This window comes from Arthrobacter sp. efr-133-TYG-120, from assembly GCF_030209785.1.
GTDB lineage: Bacteria > Actinomycetota > Actinomycetes > Actinomycetales > Micrococcaceae > Arthrobacter.
The window spans coordinates 14329-30990 of the sequence record NZ_JARVRI010000001.1; the positions used below are offsets into that span (position 1 = coordinate 14329).

Annotated in this window: 14 protein-coding genes; 12 read left to right on the forward strand and 2 right to left on the reverse strand. The window is 65.0% G+C overall.

From position 1 onward, the window contains the following. Nucleotides 1-75 precede the first annotated feature (75 nt). The 3 genes from QRN51_RS00085 to QRN51_RS00095 all read left to right on the forward strand — a co-directional run bounded on the left by QRN51_RS00085 (nt 76) and on the right by QRN51_RS00095 (nt 2958). Nucleotides 76-1968 (forward strand): transketolase, encoded by a 1893-nt coding sequence (locus QRN51_RS00085; RefSeq protein ID WP_284988154.1) that lies wholly within the window; start codon nt 76-78, stop codon nt 1966-1968. Between the two features lie 189 nt (nt 1969-2157). Continuing rightward, complete coding sequence (locus QRN51_RS00090) at nt 2158-2406, forward strand: hypothetical protein (RefSeq protein ID WP_148667615.1); 249 nt, start codon at nt 2158-2160, stop codon at nt 2404-2406. A 204-nt stretch (nt 2407-2610) separates the two neighbouring features. Further along, nucleotides 2611-2958, forward strand: coding sequence for a YegP family protein (locus tag QRN51_RS00095; RefSeq protein WP_284988155.1), 348 nt, complete (start codon nt 2611-2613; stop codon nt 2956-2958). A 139-nt stretch (nt 2959-3097) separates the two neighbouring features. On the opposite strand, the gene ligD is transcribed toward QRN51_RS00095, so the two are convergent. Together ligD and ggt are read right to left on the reverse strand one after the other, a co-directional pair. Next, nucleotides 3098-4120 (reverse strand): non-homologous end-joining DNA ligase, encoded by a 1023-nt coding sequence (gene ligD, locus QRN51_RS00100; RefSeq protein ID WP_059389221.1) that lies wholly within the window; start codon nt 4118-4120, stop codon nt 3098-3100. A 62-nt stretch (nt 4121-4182) separates the two neighbouring features. Next, nucleotides 4183-6009 (reverse strand): gamma-glutamyltransferase, encoded by a 1827-nt coding sequence (gene ggt, locus QRN51_RS00105; RefSeq protein WP_284988156.1) that lies wholly within the window; start codon nt 6007-6009, stop codon nt 4183-4185. Nucleotides 6010-6187: 178 nt separating this feature from the next. Here ggt and QRN51_RS00110 point away from each other — a divergent pair, with 178 nt between their 5' ends. The 9 genes from QRN51_RS00110 (at nt 6188) to QRN51_RS00150 (ending at nt 16560) form a co-directional block, all read left to right on the forward strand. Beyond that, entirely contained in the window at nt 6188-7177 is a 990-nt protein-coding gene (locus QRN51_RS00110) for a LacI family DNA-binding transcriptional regulator (RefSeq protein ID WP_284755587.1), read from the forward strand. Nucleotides 7178-7179: 2 nt separating this feature from the next. Further along, nucleotides 7180-8160 carry a 2-hydroxyacid dehydrogenase gene (locus tag QRN51_RS00115; RefSeq protein ID WP_284988157.1) on the forward strand — a complete coding sequence of 327 codons (981 nt, stop codon included), beginning with the start codon at nt 7180-7182 and terminating at the stop codon, nt 8158-8160. Continuing rightward, a complete protein-coding gene (gene manD / locus QRN51_RS00120) occupies nt 8157-9374 on the forward strand; it encodes a D-mannonate dehydratase ManD (protein WP_284988158.1) in 1218 nt (405 codons plus the stop codon). The genes QRN51_RS00115 and manD overlap by 4 nt, the downstream gene beginning before the upstream one ends. 3 nt (nt 9375-9377) lie before the next feature. Then, nucleotides 9378-10901: a mannitol dehydrogenase family protein gene (locus QRN51_RS00125; protein WP_284988159.1), complete on the forward strand. Its 1524-nt coding sequence runs from the start codon at nt 9378-9380 to the stop codon at nt 10899-10901. After that, entirely contained in the window at nt 10898-11950 is a 1053-nt protein-coding gene (locus QRN51_RS00130; RefSeq protein WP_284988160.1) for an alcohol dehydrogenase catalytic domain-containing protein, read from the forward strand. The genes QRN51_RS00125 and QRN51_RS00130 overlap by 4 nt, the downstream gene beginning before the upstream one ends. 48 nt (nt 11951-11998) lie before the next feature. After that, nucleotides 11999-13375: an MFS transporter gene (locus tag QRN51_RS00135; protein ID WP_284988161.1), complete on the forward strand. Its 1377-nt coding sequence runs from the start codon at nt 11999-12001 to the stop codon at nt 13373-13375. A gap of 77 nt (nt 13376-13452) precedes the next feature. After that, the gene (locus QRN51_RS00140; RefSeq protein WP_284988162.1) at nt 13453-14127 is read left to right on the forward strand and encodes a bifunctional 4-hydroxy-2-oxoglutarate aldolase/2-dehydro-3-deoxy-phosphogluconate aldolase; all 675 of its coding nucleotides are present in this window, start codon (nt 13453-13455) and stop codon (nt 14125-14127) included. Then, nucleotides 14124-15077: a sugar kinase gene (locus QRN51_RS00145; protein ID WP_284988163.1), complete on the forward strand. Its 954-nt coding sequence runs from the start codon at nt 14124-14126 to the stop codon at nt 15075-15077. The genes QRN51_RS00140 and QRN51_RS00145 overlap by 4 nt, the downstream gene beginning before the upstream one ends. Before the next feature lie 238 nt (nt 15078-15315). Next, entirely contained in the window at nt 15316-16560 is a 1245-nt protein-coding gene (locus tag QRN51_RS00150) for a serine/threonine-protein kinase (protein ID WP_284988164.1), read from the forward strand. Nucleotides 16561-16662: the final 102 nt, after the last annotated feature.

Consider the following 16662-nt stretch of genomic DNA (forward strand, 5'->3'; position numbering starts at 1 on the left):
CCGCCCCTGACGATCTTGTAGGCCGGACACGTAGGACAGGCCACCCGCTCGGAGCGTATGAAAGGCAACTGAGAGATGTCAAAAGATCCAGAATTGCGGCCGGCACCGATGCAAACGGAAGACATGGACTCCCTTCGGGCCCTGGCTACGCAATTGCGTGTGGACTCCATCAGGTGCAGCACCAACGCCGGTTCGGGTCATCCCACGTCGTCGCTGTCGGCCGCGGACCTCATGGCGGTCCTCCTCACGCGGCACCTTCGCTACGACTGGGAACAGCCGGCGTTGCCGAACAACGACCATCTCATTTTCTCCAAAGGACATGCTTCACCCCTGCTGTATTCCATGTATCGGGCTGTGGGCGTCGTCGAGGAAGATGAGCTGCTGAATACCTACCGTCAGTTCGGTGCCCGGCTTCAAGGACACCCGACGCCGGTGCTGCCTTGGGTGGATGTGGCGACCGGCTCGCTGGGACAAGGGCTGCCGGTCGCCGTCGGGGTGGGCCTCGCAGGACGGTACCTGGACAAGCTTCCCTTCCATACATGGGTGTTGTGCGGCGATAGCGAACTAGCTGAAGGGTCCATGTGGGAGGCAGTGGACAAGGCGGCGTACTACAAGCTCGGCAACCTCACCGCCGTCGTGGACGTCAACCGGCTTGGCCAGGACGGCCCCACAGAACTTCAGTGGAACATGGACGCCTACGCCCGGCGGGTCGAAGCGTTCGGAGCCCAGGCCCTCATCATCGACGGCCATGACATCTCCCAGATAGACGATGCACTGAGCAGGGCCACGAGCGATCCCGATAAGCCGACGGTCATTCTGGCCAAGACGATCAAGGGCAAAGGGGTACCTGAGATCGAAGACCAGAACGGCTGGCACGGCAAGGCGCTCCCGGCAGACATGGCCGAGAAAGCCATAGCGGCCCTTGGAGGGCCAAGCAGCGTCCGCGTGACCACCCGTCCTCCGGAACCCGGCACTCCAGCAATCACGCCGGGCACTCACGTTTCCGTCACGCTCCCGGATTGGAAGGTCGGCGACAAAGTGGCGACCAGGGCCGCCTTTGGGGCCGCCGTGTCCGCGCTGGCGGCCCGCCCCGAAGTGGTGGTCCTCGACGGCGAAGTGGGGAATTCGACCCATGCACGGGACTTCGAGGAAGTGGCCCCTGAGCGGTATTTTGAAGTTTTCATTGCCGAGCAGCAACTCGTGGCCGCCGCCATCGGCCTCTCGGTCCGCGGCTACGTGGCCTTCGCCTCAAGTTTCGCGGCTTTCCTGGTTTCGCGGCCATTCGACTTTATCCGCATGGCCGGAGTCTCGGAGGTGGACATCCGACTCGTCGGCACGCATGCCGGCGTTGAAATCGGGCAAGACGGTCCCTCGCAGATGGCCCTGGAGGACATTGCCGCCATGCGGGCGGTGCACACTTCCACGGTGCTCTATCCGGCTGACGCTCCGTCCACAGCGCAACTCGTGAGCGCCATGGCGGACACACCCGGAATCTCCTACCTGCGAGCCACCCGGGGCGCCTATCCCGTGATTTACGGTCCGGACGAACAGTTCCCCCTTGGCGGAAGCAAGGTCCACGGTGCCGGCGCCGATGACCAAGTGGCGCTCATCGGCGCCGGCGTCACACTCCACGAATGTCTCGCCGCCGCCGAGCAGCTGGCCGAGTCGGGGATCAGAGCGCGCGTCATCGACCTCTACTCCGTCAAGCCGATCGACGTCGACACCTTGCGCCGGACGTGCCTCGAAACCGATGGCCGGATTGTTGTCGCCGAAGACCACTACGCCCAAGGCGGCCTCGGCTCGGCTGTCCTCGAAGCGCTTGCGAGCGCCAACACGCCCAAACTCCATATCGCGCTTCTCGCCGTGAGGGAACTTCCTGGTTCCGGTGAGCCCAAGGACTTGCTCAACGCAGCGGGCATTTCGGCACGCCACATTGCCGCCGCCGCCCGCGACCTCGTCATGGACTGAAAAGCAACGGCCCGACGGCGGAACGGCGCCGCCGTCGGGTCCGCGTCACAAACCACCGTTTCCAAGCCATATTCGTCGTTCTGAGCATTTAGCGGTGAACAACCCGGGCGCCCTCATTACTATCTAGTGGATGGGGGCGAATTCCGGACCTAACTGGGAGTTGCCGGGATGAAATATCAGGAGCTGGCAGTGTCGGAACCTTTGGAGTCTGAAGACCCGCTCGTCGAGCCGGAACCGGTTCTGGTTCCCGGTGACGACCGCGACACCCTGGCCGCCCTGCGTGAGCAGGCGCAGGAAATCATCGACGAAGTCCTCGGCGGAACCGAACCGAGTGGCGAACACCTCCGTGCAAAACTGAGGTCCAGCATTGCGCGCCACCCCGGATTTCCGGAACTGGCGCTGCTCGAGCACCTGATGAACCGGGCAAGTGGCAGCTGACCCGCCCCGGGGTTGCACACGTTTTACACAGGATTTACTCACGCGGTCTTGTTAGCCTCAACGCAGTCAGAACAGACTGAATATCACGTGAAAGACGATTCACGGTGGTTGTTCAACCAGAGCAGCGGACGGGAATGCAGCGATGCTCCGACCCGCTCGTAGTGAAGTCGCTACCGAGCAGGGTCCGCAGACCGGGAGGTAGCAGTGGCTGGCATATTCGAAGTGTTTCTTGACGGGGAGTCCTTCTTCAGGTTCCGCCTCAAATCACCTGACGGGGCGGTCATCGCTGTTTCGACGCCGTTCGAGGACAAGCCCGCGGTTGTTGCCGGCATCGCCGCTGCGCGGGAGTGTGCCGGCATGGGGCTGGTCACCGACCTTTGCCCCGTGGCAAGCGTGCGTGAACCGGCCGTGACCGTGCGTCCGAGCGCGGTCCCCCACCGTGCGGCTCCCCCGGCATGCGACGAACCGCGCACGGCGTCCGACGGATTCCGCACCCGCGCCAAGGAACTCCGGCACGCGGCAAGCGCGCCAAGATGGACCGGCGCGGCGTAAGAGCTCGACAAGGTCAAGACCGACGGCGCACTGGGGGACTCACCTGGGTCTCAGCAGGCAAGATGCGCCGCCGGCCGTTTTGGTCCAGCCCTCATTCTTCCACTCATTGCCTGCCGGGGCCACCTTCCCGGGCTGTCTGTCAGTCGTGCTTGCGCGCTCGGCTCGGCTGCACACGCGGCGGTTCGCCCGGCATCTTCGGGTAGTCAGGCGGGAACGGCATTTCCCCAAGCCCTGCACCGAGATCGCGTTCCCACCATTGAAGCAGGACGTCGATTTTGCCGGCTTTGGAGTTCATGTCACCCCAAGGGTCCCCCACCGATTTCAACCTGCCAGGCACCGTGAGGATGGTGAAGCCTTTCGGGTCCGCCGATTCAAGTTCGTCCCACGTGATTGGACAAGAGACCGGAGCGTGGGCGAGCGCCCTCGGACTGTACGCGCCTGCTATGGTCCGGTCACGATTGGCTTGGTTGAAATCGACGAACACCCTTTCACCACGTTCTTCCTTCCACCAGGCCGTGGTCACCTTGTCCGGCATTCGGCGCTCGAGCTCCCGGGCGGCTGCAATCACGGCATGCCGTACGTCCAAGAACTCATGCGAAGGCTCGATCGGGGCATAGACGTGGAGCCCACGGTTTCCGGAGGTCTTGATGAAAGTGGTCAATCCGGCCTCCGCGAGTACGTCTTTCAGCGCAAGGGCTGCGGGAATCGCGTCGTCGAAATCCGTTCCAGGCTGCGGGTCCAGGTCGATCCGCAGCTGGTCAGGGTTGTCCGTGTTTTCGACCCGCGAGGGCCAAGGGTGAAAGACCACTGTGTTCATTTGGACGGCCCACACTGCAGCTGCCGGCTCATCGAGCACCAATTGGGGATGCGAGCGCGCACTCGGATAAACAACCTTCACGGACCGGATAAACTCCGGTGTTCCTTTCGGCGGATTCTTGGAGAAGAACTGATCGCCGTCGATGTTGTCCGAAAAGCGCTGCAGCGAGACCGGCCGGCCGCCGTTTGCGGAGATGAATGCTTCCCCGACCTCAACGATGTAGCGCGCCAGATCCAGCTTGGTCAGGCCGATCTCGGGCCAAAGGACCCTGCTAGGACTGGAGATCCGTATGTCGCGAGGACCGTTCGGCCCGTCAACGGTGAGGGTGGTTGCTTCGGTAGCCATGGGGACAAGCTACCCCGGCCCCACCCCCGGTGTCAGCAGCCTGAATGGATTCCGCATTCGTCTCACGGCGATGGTTTCAGCACCATCGCCGAGCCGCCGCCTCGTCTGACCGGCTCGGCGGCAGCGATCATGAGCCCGCCGGGCCTGAACTCGATCGCGGTTGCGGCACCGATCTCCGCCGCCGAGGTGAATGCGTCGCCGGATGGCGTGAACTGGTGGCCATATGGTGTGAGTTGGCTACCGTACGCCGTGATGAACTCCGGTTCGGCCGTGACCTTTGCCGTGTTCCGTTGGGAGGCACGCGGTGCGGCGATCGCGTCGGAAATGCTCATGCCCAGGTCCACCCTGTTCAAGATGGTCTGCAGCACGGTTGTAATGATCGTCGATCCACCGGGCGAGCCGAGAGCGAGTAACGGCTTGCCATCCTTGAGGATGATGGTCGGGGACATCGACGAGCGTGGGCGCTTGCCGGGATCGATTCGGTTGGGGTCGCTCGCGCTGTAGACGGCCGAGAAATCGGTCATCTCGTTGTTGAGCAGGAACCCGCGTCCCGGTACCACGATGCCTGATCCGCCGGTCTGCTCGATGGTGAGCGTGTATTCGACCACGTTCCCCCACTTGTCCGCGACCGTCATGTTGGTCGTCGAGATGTTCTCTGTGTCCTTCTCATCAGCGAGCGCGGCAGCGGAAGCCGGGCACACGCCGTCGTACCCGGTCACATCCCCCGGCGCGACGGGCTTCGTAGCCGCGTGCAGGGGGTCGATCTGGCAGGCGCGTTCCTTGCCGAAGATCGGGTCGGTGAGCGCTTCCGTAGGAACATCGACGAAGGCAGGGTCCCCAACGTACTTTCCACGGTCCGCGAACGCGAGCGCGCTCGCCTCGAGGTAGTGATGCAGTGCGGCGGGTTTGGACATCTCCGAGAGGTTGACCGTGTCCAGGATGTTGAGCGCCTCGCCTACCGTCGTGCCCCCGCTGCTCGACGGCGCCATGCCGTAGACATCGAGGCCGCGGTAGTCGACGTGGGTGGGCGCTTGGTCCAGGGGCTTGTAGGCGGCGAGGTCGGCTGTGGTCATGTGCCCCACGGGGATGGGCAGCGTGGTGGTGGCAGTCTTCGGCGGGGCCTGGACTGTTGCCGCGATCTCGGCTGCCAGCGGGCCGTCGTAGAAGGCGCTGATGCCCTCCTTCGCGAGGAGCCGGTAGGTCGCGGCGAGGTCGTGGTTCTGGAAGACGCTGCCGACGGCGGGTGCGTCGCCTCCTGGGAGGTACAGCTTGCTGGTGGAGCTGAACGCCGCGAAGCGGAGCTTGTTGTCGAGAGTCTGTTGGCGGAAAGTTGGGTCGACGACGAAGCCGCGGCTCGCAACCTTGATGGCCGGCTGGAGGGCATCTCCAAGGCTCAAAGTACCCCAACGTTCCAGGGCGCGCTCCCAGGTTGCCGCTGTTCCGGGGACACCGACTGAAACGCCACTGGTAACGAGCTCGGGCGTGAAGTTGTACGGCTTCCCCGTGGCGGGATCGATGAACGCGTCGTGCGGCATCGCCGCCGGCGCGGTCTCGCGCCCGTCGATGGTGCCGATCTTGCCGGTCTTCGCGTTGTAGAACACGAAGTAGCCGCCACCACCGATCCCGGCACTGTACGGTTCGGTCACGCCCAGCGTCGCGGCGGCGGCGACGGCGGCGTCGGCTGCGTTGCCGCCTTTGCGGAGGACCTCGATGGCGGCAGCGGACGCTTCTGGGTCTACGGTGCTGACCGCGCCGCCGTATCCGGTGGCGGTGGCGGTCTTTTCAGTCTGGCGCGGATCGGCAAAGGCAGGGTTGGTGACGGCCCCGCTCGTCACGCTTAGCGCGAGTACTGCCGTCATGGTGGCAAGTCGAAGTTTGAGATGTGACATGGTCGCTCCTCAATTGGTGGTGCGAGGTGGGTGGGGCCACCCTACTCCGCAGCTACGCGACGCTCAACGGATCCAGGCAAGCCGGCAGTCCCAACAACCTTGTGCAAACCATTGACAAACTTGTACAAGTCTTTCCATACTTGCAGGACAAGGTTTCAACGAAGCAACTGGAGGACAGATGTCGGCAAAACTCACGGATGTCGCAAAGCTGGCGGGGGTCTCCCTGGCAACGGCATCGAGGGCATTCGGAGACCCCGGCCGGCTGGCAGCCGAAACGCGGCAGAAGGTCATGGCCGCTGCCGAGCAGTTGGGTTACGACGTGCCCGGAGTGACGGGCAGCCGGACGTTCGGCGTCATCGTCCCCGACATTTCAAATGCGGTGTTCGCCGCCCTCATCAAAGCCATCCAGGACCAGGCATGGCACGGCCGCCACCGGATGGTCCTCGCCGACACCTCCGAGTCCTCCTCGCGGGAACAGGCACATCTCGAATCCTTCGCGACGGGCGTGGATGGGATCATCCTTTGCTCGCCCCGCCTGCCTTCCGAGCAGATTCACAATCTCGCCGGTAGCGCGCCGCTGGTGGTCATCAATGGCGAGGCCGAGCACGCCGCGCGGGTGCTCATGGAAGCCGGCGAGGGAATCCGCCAAGCCGTCGAGCATCTCTATGCACTCGGCCACCGCAAGCTCGCCTATATCCCCGGACCCGCGTCGTCGTGGGCCAACGGCCAACGCCGTGCAGCGATCACCCGCTTCTGCGCCGACTGGGGCATCGAACTCGTGACCGTGGGGAACCAGAATGCAACGGTCGACGGCGGACTGGCCGCGGCGGCTTCCGTGGTCGCCAGCGGTGCCACCGCTGTTATTGCCTACAACGACCTGGTCGCCATCGGCATGCTCGCCGGCGCCCGTACCCTTGGCTACCACTGCCCGGAGGACATCAGCGTTGTCGGCATCGACGACCTCGACATTGCCGCCGCGGCAGAGCCGGGGCTCACCTCCATCCGCGTACCCATTGACCGAAGCGGCGCCCTCAGCCTTGAGCTCCTCCTGGAGCAGATGGCAGGAAAGCCGACAGCAACTGAAGCCGTGCACCTCAGTTCACAACTCATCGTGCGTGGCTCCACTTTTGCCGCGCGCACCGCAGAGCAAGCCCTCCAGGGAAAGTAACCATGAGAATCGTCATCGCAGACCCCAACCTGATGCCCCACCGCTCCACTTTCGAAACCGCGCTCCCCGAGGGCGCCCTTGCCTCCTGGCACGACAGCTGGAGCGAGCATGCGGTGCTCACCGACCTCAAAGATGCCGACGTCTACGTCGGGCCACGTTTCACCGAAGCCATGGGCTCGGCCGCGGGCAACTTGCGCCTGGTCCACGTGGGCGGTGCCGGATACGACGGTATCGACGCGTCCGCACTGCCCGCAGGGGCGGTGTGCGCGAACACCTTCCACCACGAAAGCTCCATTGCCGAACACATCGCCACGGTTTTGGTGGCCCTCCGTCGCAACCTGATCGGTCAAGACGCGGCGCTTCGGAGCGGTGTCTGGTCTTCGTCCGTTTACTCCTCCGAAATCCGCCAGCCGGAAACACTGCGCGGCGCTGTGGTGACATTCCTCGGGTTCGGGCACATCGGCGGAGCGGCATGGTCGCTCCTCAAGGCCTTCGGCGCCGAAGGCATCGCCATCACCCGCAGCGGAAGCGTCGACGCACACGCCAACGCCTTGCGGTGGGCAGGCACCACTGAACGCCTCGGCGAGGCACTGAGCGAATCGGACATCCTCGTGGTCAGCATCCCGCTCACGGAGCAAACCACCGGCATAGTGGGCGCGGCCGAACTCGACGATCTCGGCCCGGACGGGTTGCTCGTCAACATTGCCCGCGGACCGGTCGTCGACGAAACCGCCCTCTATGAAGCCCTGAAAGACCGGCGGATCGCGGGTGCTGCGATCGATGTCTGGTACCAATACCCGGGCACTGACGGCCGCGGCGATCCTTCCACCCTGCCGTTCGGCCGGCTGGACAACATCATCATGACCCCGCACTCCTCCGGCGTCACTGCAGAGACCTTCCGCAGCCGTGCGCTTGAGATCGCCGAAAACATCACCCGCCTTTCCACGAACCAGCCGCTGAAGAATGTAGTGATTTCCCGATGACCCGAAAAATCGTCGACGTCGACGTCCTGGTAACCAGCCCCAGCCGCAACTTCGTCACCCTCAAGATCACCACCGACGACGGCATCGTCGGTTGGGGTGACGCCACGCTGAACGGCCGCGAACTCTCTGTCGCGAGCTACCTGCGCGATCACCTTGCCCCAGCCCTGCTGGGCAGGGACGCGGACCGCATCGAAGACACCTGGCAATACTTTTACAAAGGTGCATACTGGCGCCGCGGGCCGGTGACCATGGCCGCGATCGGCGCCATCGACCTCGCCCTCTGGGACATCAAAGGCAAGGCCCTCGGGGTTCCGGTCTACCAACTCCTGGGCGGCGCGGCCCGCGACAAGATCCTCACGTACACGCACGCCACCGGCTGGGACCTTCCGGAGTTGCTGGACTCGATAGACCAACGCCGCGAGCAGGGCTTCCGCGCCGTCCGTGCCCAGTCCGGCGTCCCCGGCCTCGACAAGGTTTATGGCGTCACCAAGGGTGCCGCGAGTTATGAACCGGCCGGACGCGGTGCCGGTCCAGTCGAAGAAGACTGGGACACCTCTGCCTACCTGCGCCACGCCCCGAAGATCCTCTCCGCAGTCCGTGAGCACGTCGGTCCCGAGCTGAAGCTCCTCCACGACGTCCACCACCGGCTCAACCCCACCGAAGCCGCCCGCTTGGCCCGCTCTTTGGAAGACGTGGACCTGTTCTGGCTCGAGGACGCCACCCCCGCCGAGAACCAGCGGCTGTTGCGCACGCTGCGCCAGCAGACCACCATTCCGCTGGCGATCGGCGAAGTCTTCAACACCGTCTGGGACACCGAGTTGCTCATCACTGAACGGCTCATCGACTACATCCGCACCGCCGTCGTCCATGCCGGAGGCATCTCCCACGTACGCAAGATCCTGGCTCTCGCCGAGGTCTACCAGATCAAGGGCGCACCCCACGGCCCGTCTGATGTCTCCCCCATCAACCTGTCCGCTTCGCTGCACCTGGGCCTGGCCACAAGCAACTTCGCCATCCAGGAGTACATGGGCTACGACCCCTTGGTCTCGGAGGTGTTCCAATCGAGCTTCCGCTTCGAGGACGGCTACCTGCACCCGGGTGACGAGCCCGGCTTGGGCGTCCGGGTAGACGAAGCAGCCGCAGCCCGCTTCCCCTACACGCAGGCTTTCCTGCCCATCGCGCGGGAGCTCGACGGCTCCATGAAGGACTGGTGACCCATGGCCACGCCAATCCTGCCGCCGCTGAGCGCGGAAACGCCCGGAATCCTTCGCCGAAGCGTCGCCCCTGCTCCCGGCATCGTGCACCTCGGCTTCGGAAACTTCCACCGCGCCCACCAGGCCGTGTACACGGAAGCCGCCATAGCCTCCCGCGGCGGTGACTGGGGAATCATCGGAGTTTCCAGCCGTTCCTCAGCCATTACCGACGCCATGCACGCCCAGGACATGCTCTACACCGTGGTGGAAATCTCACCCGAGGGATCGAAGTTCTCGACCCCTCGCGTGCACACAGATGCCTTCGTCGCGGCCCAGGAACCGCAGCGCGTGGTGGCCGTCATCGGTGCCGAGACCACGCGCATCGTGTCCCTGACGGTCACGGAAAACGGCTACACCTACAGCCCGGCAACAGGCTCGCTGAACGTTTCCGACCCTGACGTGCAGCACGATCTCGCCAAAGGCGCTGCCCCCCGCACCCCGATCGGGCAGATCGTCCGCGGACTTCAGCAGCGGGCACGAACCCACGGTAAACCAGTGACGGTCCTCAGTTGCGACAACCTGGCGGACAACGGGCACCACACCCAACGGCTCGTCCGCGAATTTGCCTCATTGCTCCCGGCCGGCGAGGCCGCCGAGGCGCTGCAATGGATCGATGCGAACGTCACCTTTCCGTCATCCATGGTGGACCGGATCGTGCCCGCCACGACGGACCGCTACCGTAGCCTCGTCGCCGAACAACTCGGCTATGCGGACCAGATCCCCGTGCCGGCAGAGCCATTCACGATGTGGATCCTGGAGGACGACTTCATAGCCGGCCGCCCTGCTTGGGAGGCCGGAGGTGCGATCTTCACGGACGACGTCGCAGGCTATGAGCAACTCAAGGTCAGGCTCTTGAACGGCACCCATTCCCTGATCGCGTACCTCGGAGCGCTGTCCGGAGCGGCCACCATTCCCGATGCTGCTGGCATCGACTACATCGAAGCCGCCGCCCGCCGGGTCCTCCGCGACGAGTACCTGCCAAGCGTCACTGTGCCAGGGGCCGTCGACGTCGACGCCTACGAGGAGCAACTCTTCCTGCGTTGGCGCAATTCGGCATTGGGGCACCGGACCAGCCAGGTAGGCAGCGATGGCTCCGTCAAACTCCGCCAGCGGATCCCGATTCCCGCCTTGGAAATGCTCGACGCCGGCGCTATGCCCCACTACCTCGCCCTCACCGTCGCCGCGTATCTCTCATGCATCGCACCTCTTCGAGGATTCGACCCCGGCAACCACGCCAACGCGATGCAGGACCCCGCCCGCGGGACACTCCAGGACCTCGCAGAGCGATCCAGCTCCGGGCGGGACCTCGCGGCGAAGGTACTCGGCGAACACCATCTCCTAGGTGACGAACTCGCGACCCGCGAAAGCTTCGTCCGGCGCACAGGCGAGCTGATCGACATCATCCACCGGCAAGGTCCCCTCGCCGCCGCAAACGCTGCCGCCGAGTCAACGTCACTACTTCCCGCACAGACCCGGAGCATCCGATGACCACCCAAACAGTCCGCCGCGCTGACGGAACCTCCCTGCCGCTGACCACGGAAGCCGCAGTGCTCCACGGCGCAGGCGAACTCCGGATCGAAGAGAAACCCCTCAAAGCCATGGGGCCGAAAGATGTCATCGTTGAAATGCGTTCGGGCGGCATCTGCGGCTCGGACATGCACTACTTCGCCGACGGCCGCAACGGCACCAATGTCCTCCGGCAGCCCACTGTCCTCGGCCATGAGGGAGCCGGCGTCGTCATTGCGGCCGGTGAAGCTGCAAGCATTGCCGCGGGCACCGCCGTCGTGATTGAACCGGCGCTCCCGTGCCGGAATTGCCCAACCTGCCTCTCCGGACGCTACAACCTCTGCCCGGCGGGGACCTGCTTCGGCTCCCCGCCCACGGACGGTCTCTTCGCCCGCCACGTGGTGGTGCCCGACGCCGCCCTCCACGAACTCCCGGCCAACATCCCGGCCGAGATCGGGGCAGCGATCGAGCCCCTCGCCGTCGCCGTTTGGGCGGTTGAACGCGCCCAGGTGCGGGCCGGGAACCGGGTGCTCATCACAGGCGCCGGGCCGATCGGCCTGCTCGTGGCGCAAGTGGCGGCCTGCCGCGGCGCGTCGGAGATCGTCGTGACCGACGTCAACGACGACCGTCTGGCTGTTGCTGCCCGGTTCGGCGCCACCCGGACCATCAACACGTCGGTGACGGCCTTGGACCTGAAAGACATGGATCGCCTGATCGAATGCTCAGGCAACACCAGGGCGCTGGCTGACGGAATCCTGACACTTGCCCCTGCCGCCCGGGCAACCGTCGTCGGCCAGGCCCGCCCCACCGTCGACGGGATCCCGCTCGGCTTCCTCCAACGCTTCGAAATCGACTTGGTGACCGCGTTCCGGTACTCCAACGCGTTCCCGACGGCGATTCAGCTCGCTTCATCGGGGGCTGTGGACCTCCGGTCCATCATCACCTCCACGTTTGACCTCGCGAACGCCACGGCCGCACTCACGGCGCCCGTGAGCGACCCCACCAACCTCAAAGTCCTCATCACCTACTGACTCGGCCCACGTACGGGCCAGCGGACATCCATTCAAAGGAGTATGGAAATGACCACAGCAGCGAACCTCCCGCCCACGCCAGTGGACCAAAGCAAGGTCCGGAAAGCCGCCGTCGCCGGACTCATCGGCACCACGCTTGAACTGTACGATTTCGTCATCTACGGCACCGCGTCGGCACTCGTGTTCAGCAAGCTCTTCTTCCCCAACATTTCCCCCGCGGCGGCGCTGCTGGCCAGTTTCAGCACCTTCGCTGTTGGATTCCTGTTCCGGCCCCTCGGCGGGATCTTCTTCTCCCACTTCGGCGATCGGCTTGGCCGCAAGTGGGTCCTGGTGGTCACCCTGCTGCTCATGGGTGGGGCGACCCTGGCCATCGGGCTCCTGCCGACCTTCGGCCAGGTAGGGCTCCTTGCCCCGATCCTGCTGTGTGTCTGCCGCGCTGCCCAGGGCTTTGGCGCCGGAGCGGAGCAGTCAGGCGGAGCAACGCTCCTTACCGAATCCGCCGCCCCTGGAACCCGGGGCAAGCTGGCGTCCCTCATCATGGTTGGCGCGGCCGCAGGAACGGCGCTCGGCGCACTCGTGTGGATCGCGGCGCAGTCCCTTGCGCCCAACGACATGCTCACGTGGGGTTGGAGGCTCGTCTTCCTCTCCAGCATCTTCGTGACCATCGCAGCGCTGGTCATCCGGCGCAAGCTGGACGAATCACCGGTCTTCGAAGAGATCAAGCAGGCCCGCACGGAACCCCCGGCACCCCTGCGGGAAGTTGCCAAATACGGCAAGGCCAACGTCCTGCGCGTCATCCTGATGAACCTCGGCGTCAGCACCCAGTCATACACGATCCAGGTGTTCATGGCCTCGTACCTCATCACCGTGATCGGAACGGACCCGAAGTTCATTCCCCCTGTGCTGCTCATCGGTTCGCTCTGCGGCGGGGTCGCGGCGGTCTCCTTCGGAATCCTGTCCGACAAGATCGGGCGCCGGCGCGTCGTATCACTTATCACCGGCGCACTCATCCTGTTCCCGGCCCCAGCGTTCCTGATGCTGACCACCGGCTCGCCGGTAGCCATCGTGTTGGTGATCGTGGTCGGCTTCGTCCTGGCATGCCAAGGCGTGGTGGGCGTGCACATGAGCTACTTCCCGGAGATCTTCGGCAGCCGCTACCGCTACGCAGGCGTCACCTTGGGCCGCGAGTTCTCTTCCATCATCGGCGGAGGCATCGCTCCCATGATCTGCGCGGCACTGCTGGGGATGTTCAGCAACTCCTGGATTCCCGTGGCGATCTATATCTCGGCGACCATGCTGATCAGCTTCATCGCCACCCGCATGTCACCGGAAACCCTGAACCGCGACCTCACGGACCCCGAGGACGCGGCACACGGCAAAAGCGGGATTATCGCGGTGACCTCCGAAGCGCAGCCCGTCCAATAGCACCCGAAGGGCAACCGACGGCGGCAAGTGCCGCCGTCGGGAAGGCCCGCCAGCCAACCAAGATACGAAGGGCATCCATGTTCCATCTCGAAACCCCGGACACCGTCTCCAGTCCGGCGCCATCCGCCATCCTCCTCGACACCAGGGTCGTGGCAGTGTTGCGGGCCAAGCATGCCAAGGACTACAGCCCCGTCATCGAAGCCCTTCGGGTCGGCGGCGTGCTCAGTATCGAGTTGACCTTGAGCACGCCCGGAGTGTTTGAGGAGCTTCCCCTGTTGCTCGATCGCTTCGGCGATGCCGTGGAAATCGGCGTCGGCACGGTGACCACTCCTGCTGAGGCCGAAACGGCACTCGACCTGGGCGCCGCGTACATCGTTACGCCCATCACCGAACCGGACGTCATCACTGCCTGCACTCGACGCGGCGTGCCCGTCTTTCCCGGTGGGCTCACTCCCACCGAGCTCCACACCGGCTGGAAGCTAGGCGCCACCGCCGTCAAACTCTTCCCCGCATCCACGGTCGGGCCCGGCTACATATCGCAACTCCGCGGCCCCTTCCCTGACATCCAAGTGGTCCCGTCAGGCGGCCTCACTATCGAAGACGTACCTGCATGGATCCGCGCAGGCGCATTGGCGGTGAGCCTCGGAGGGCCGCTCCTCGGCGATGCCTTCAAGGGCGGGAGTCTGCCTGAGTTGACCACGCGGGCGCGACGGGTCCGGAACCTCGTTGATGGGGCGCGTGAATCCCGATGAGTCACGGAACATATGTCGTCACCCTTGGCGAAACCATGGCGCTCATGGCTTCGGACAAGGCCGGCCCGCTGGCCCATGCGGCCACCATGAGCCTCGGCATCGGAGGGTCTGAGTCCAATGTCGCCATCGGCCTGCAACGCCTGGGTGTCCAAGCTGTCTGGTGCAGCCGCATCGGCGCGGATTCCCTCGGCCAGCTTGTAGAGCGGGAGATCCGCGCAGAGGGCGTCGTCGTCCACGTGACGGTGGACGACGACGCGCCGACCGGCCTGATGGTCAAGGAACGCCGGACCCCCACAGCCCAGAAAGTTGCGTACTATCGCTCCGGCAGTGCGGGTTCCCGGATTGCGCCCGACGACGTCGACGAACGGCTGATTGCGGGGGCGGCGTTGCTCCATGTCAGCGGGATCACCCCGGCACTCTCTCCGCAGGCCGCTTCCACCCTTCACTACGCTGTCGCCGCAGCCAAAGCAGCCGGTGTTCCGGTATCTTTCGACCTGAATTACCGCAGCAAGCTCTGGGACGCCGAGACCGCCGGAAGCGCCTACCGCGAGATCATCCCGCACGTGGACATCGTCTTCGCGGGCCTTGAGGAGGCCGAACTCGCAGTCGGGACAGTCCGCGACGCCGAAGAGGCCGCCAGACGCATCGCCGCCATGGGTCCGGGCCAAGTGATTATCAAGTTGGGCGCAGATGGCGCGTTGGCATTCATCGACGGCCAACTCTTCCGACAGGAAGCCATGGAAATCGACGTCCTCGATACCGTGGGCGCCGGCGACGCGTTCGTGGCCGGATACCTCGCCGAATTCGTCGAAGGCTTGGGGGCTCGGGAGCGTCTTCAGACAGCCGTCAGAACCGGTGCATTTGCGTGTCTCGTGCCCGGCGACTGGGAGGGGCTCCCCCGGCGCGATGAACTGCGACTCCTCGGCAACCCTGAACCGGTCAGTCGATGAGCACCTTCTTTGTAGGGCCTACGCGGTAGGGGCCTACGCGGTAGGGCCTACGCGGTAGGGGCCTACGCGGCAGCACCAAGCTTGAAGCGATGGGAAGCTCGATCTGGCCCGCCGCGCCGAACCGTAACCTTCCCTCCATTCGGGACGATTACCCCACAGGGGACGAATGTCCATGTCCCCGGCAAAGGGGGCCTAGACTGTACGGGCTCCGTCGGTTCGAAGAATGCGAGGTAAACCCGTGCCGGATGGCCCTATCACTGGAGACAGCGATGCTCTTATTGCGGGTCGGTACAGGCTGGGAACCCTGATCGGCCGCGGCGCGACTGCGTCGGTGTACCGGGCACAGGACGAGAGGCTAGGCCGCGACGTGGCGCTAAAGCTCTTTGCTCCCCAGCTCGGAGGGCCGGACGAGCTTGCCCGGCATGAAAACGAGATGCGGCTCCTGGCGACATTCAACCATCCGTCACTCGTGACTCTCTTCGATGCCGGTACCGACGATCGGGACCCGGAGCATGCCCGGACATTCCTCACTATGGAACTGATTCATGGTCCGGATCTGTATTCCAGATTGCGGGACCGGCCGCTGACGACCCAAGACGTAGCCCACATAGGAGCGGATCTGGCGTCGGCCCTGGAATACGTCCATGGGCGCGGGATCATCCACCGCGATATCAAACCTGCGAATGTCCTCCTGCCTGAAGCCCCGGTAGGGTCTCCCATCCGGCCCAAGCTCACCGACTTCGGAATCGCCCGCATCATCGAGGGAACGCGCCTGACGGCAACGGGCACCATGGTGGGAACCGCCGCGTACTTGAGTCCGGAACAGGCCACCGGCTCTGCCCTCGGACCGGCCAGCGATATCTACTCCCTCGGCCTTCTCCTCCTCGAATGCCTGACCGGAAAGCTCGAGTACCCGGGAACCAGCGTGGAGTCGGCCGTTGCGCGGCTCCACCGGCCGCCCCGTGTGCCGGCGGCCCTCGGGACGCGGTGGGTTGACCTCCTCACCGCCATGACATCGGCTGAGCCCTCCGCCCGGCCCGGCGCACTGGAGGTTGAGCAAGCACTGCGGGATGCCTTCAGTTCCGGCGTTCCCGCGCCAACGCCGGTTGCCCCGAATGGAGCCACGCAGAGCCTTCCCCGCATGCCCGATCGCCCGCCCCGCACAGCGAAGGCCACCGCCCAGATGGGGGTGCAGCCCGCGGCAATGGCGGGGCGGGGGAAGCCCGTAATCCGAGCGCGCCGAAAGGCGTGGGCCGTCGGTGCGGCACTTCTTACCACCGCACTGGTGATTGTTGGTGTGAGTGCCTTCCAGCCGCCTGCGCCCGCCGCACCGGACCCGTCCGTCTCGGCAACGCCCACGCCCAGCACCCCCACGCCGACGCCTTCACCGAGCGTTGAGATATCGACGCCGGTTGCTCCGGCTCCTGTAGCACCGGTGCCGCCGGGGCGCCACAAGGGCAACGGCAAGGGAAACGGCGGTTAGGAACCGGCGCTTGGTCTGAGGACGGGCAACAATGCGTTTGATCGCCGTCCGGGCACATGGAAAAGGGGAGGGCCGGCACGCCGACCCTCCCCTTCGTTCCTA

What these genes read in the sequence shown, in the direction of transcription:
- QRN51_RS00135 (WP_284988161.1), top strand. Translation starts at nt 11,999, where the DNA reads ATGACCACAGCAGCGAACCTCCCGCCCACGCCAGTGGACCAAAGCAAG.
- ggt (WP_284988156.1), bottom strand. Translation starts at nt 6,009, where the DNA reads ATGTCACATCTCAAACTTCGACTTGCCACCATGACGGCAGTACTCGCG.
- QRN51_RS00130 (WP_284988160.1), top strand. Translation starts at nt 10,898, where the DNA reads ATGACCACCCAAACAGTCCGCCGCGCTGACGGAACCTCCCTGCCGCTG.
- manD (WP_284988158.1), top strand. Translation starts at nt 8,157, where the DNA reads ATGACCCGAAAAATCGTCGACGTCGACGTCCTGGTAACCAGCCCCAGC.
- QRN51_RS00125 (WP_284988159.1), top strand. Translation starts at nt 9,378, where the DNA reads ATGGCCACGCCAATCCTGCCGCCGCTGAGCGCGGAAACGCCCGGAATC.
- QRN51_RS00140 (WP_284988162.1), top strand. Translation starts at nt 13,453, where the DNA reads ATGTTCCATCTCGAAACCCCGGACACCGTCTCCAGTCCGGCGCCATCC.
- QRN51_RS00145 (WP_284988163.1), top strand. Translation starts at nt 14,124, where the DNA reads ATGAGTCACGGAACATATGTCGTCACCCTTGGCGAAACCATGGCGCTC.
- QRN51_RS00085 (WP_284988154.1), top strand. Translation starts at nt 76, where the DNA reads ATGTCAAAAGATCCAGAATTGCGGCCGGCACCGATGCAAACGGAAGAC.
- QRN51_RS00110 (WP_284755587.1), top strand. Translation starts at nt 6,188, where the DNA reads ATGTCGGCAAAACTCACGGATGTCGCAAAGCTGGCGGGGGTCTCCCTG.
- ligD (WP_059389221.1), bottom strand. Translation starts at nt 4,120, where the DNA reads ATGGCTACCGAAGCAACCACCCTCACCGTTGACGGGCCGAACGGTCCT.
- QRN51_RS00115 (WP_284988157.1), top strand. Translation starts at nt 7,180, where the DNA reads ATGAGAATCGTCATCGCAGACCCCAACCTGATGCCCCACCGCTCCACT.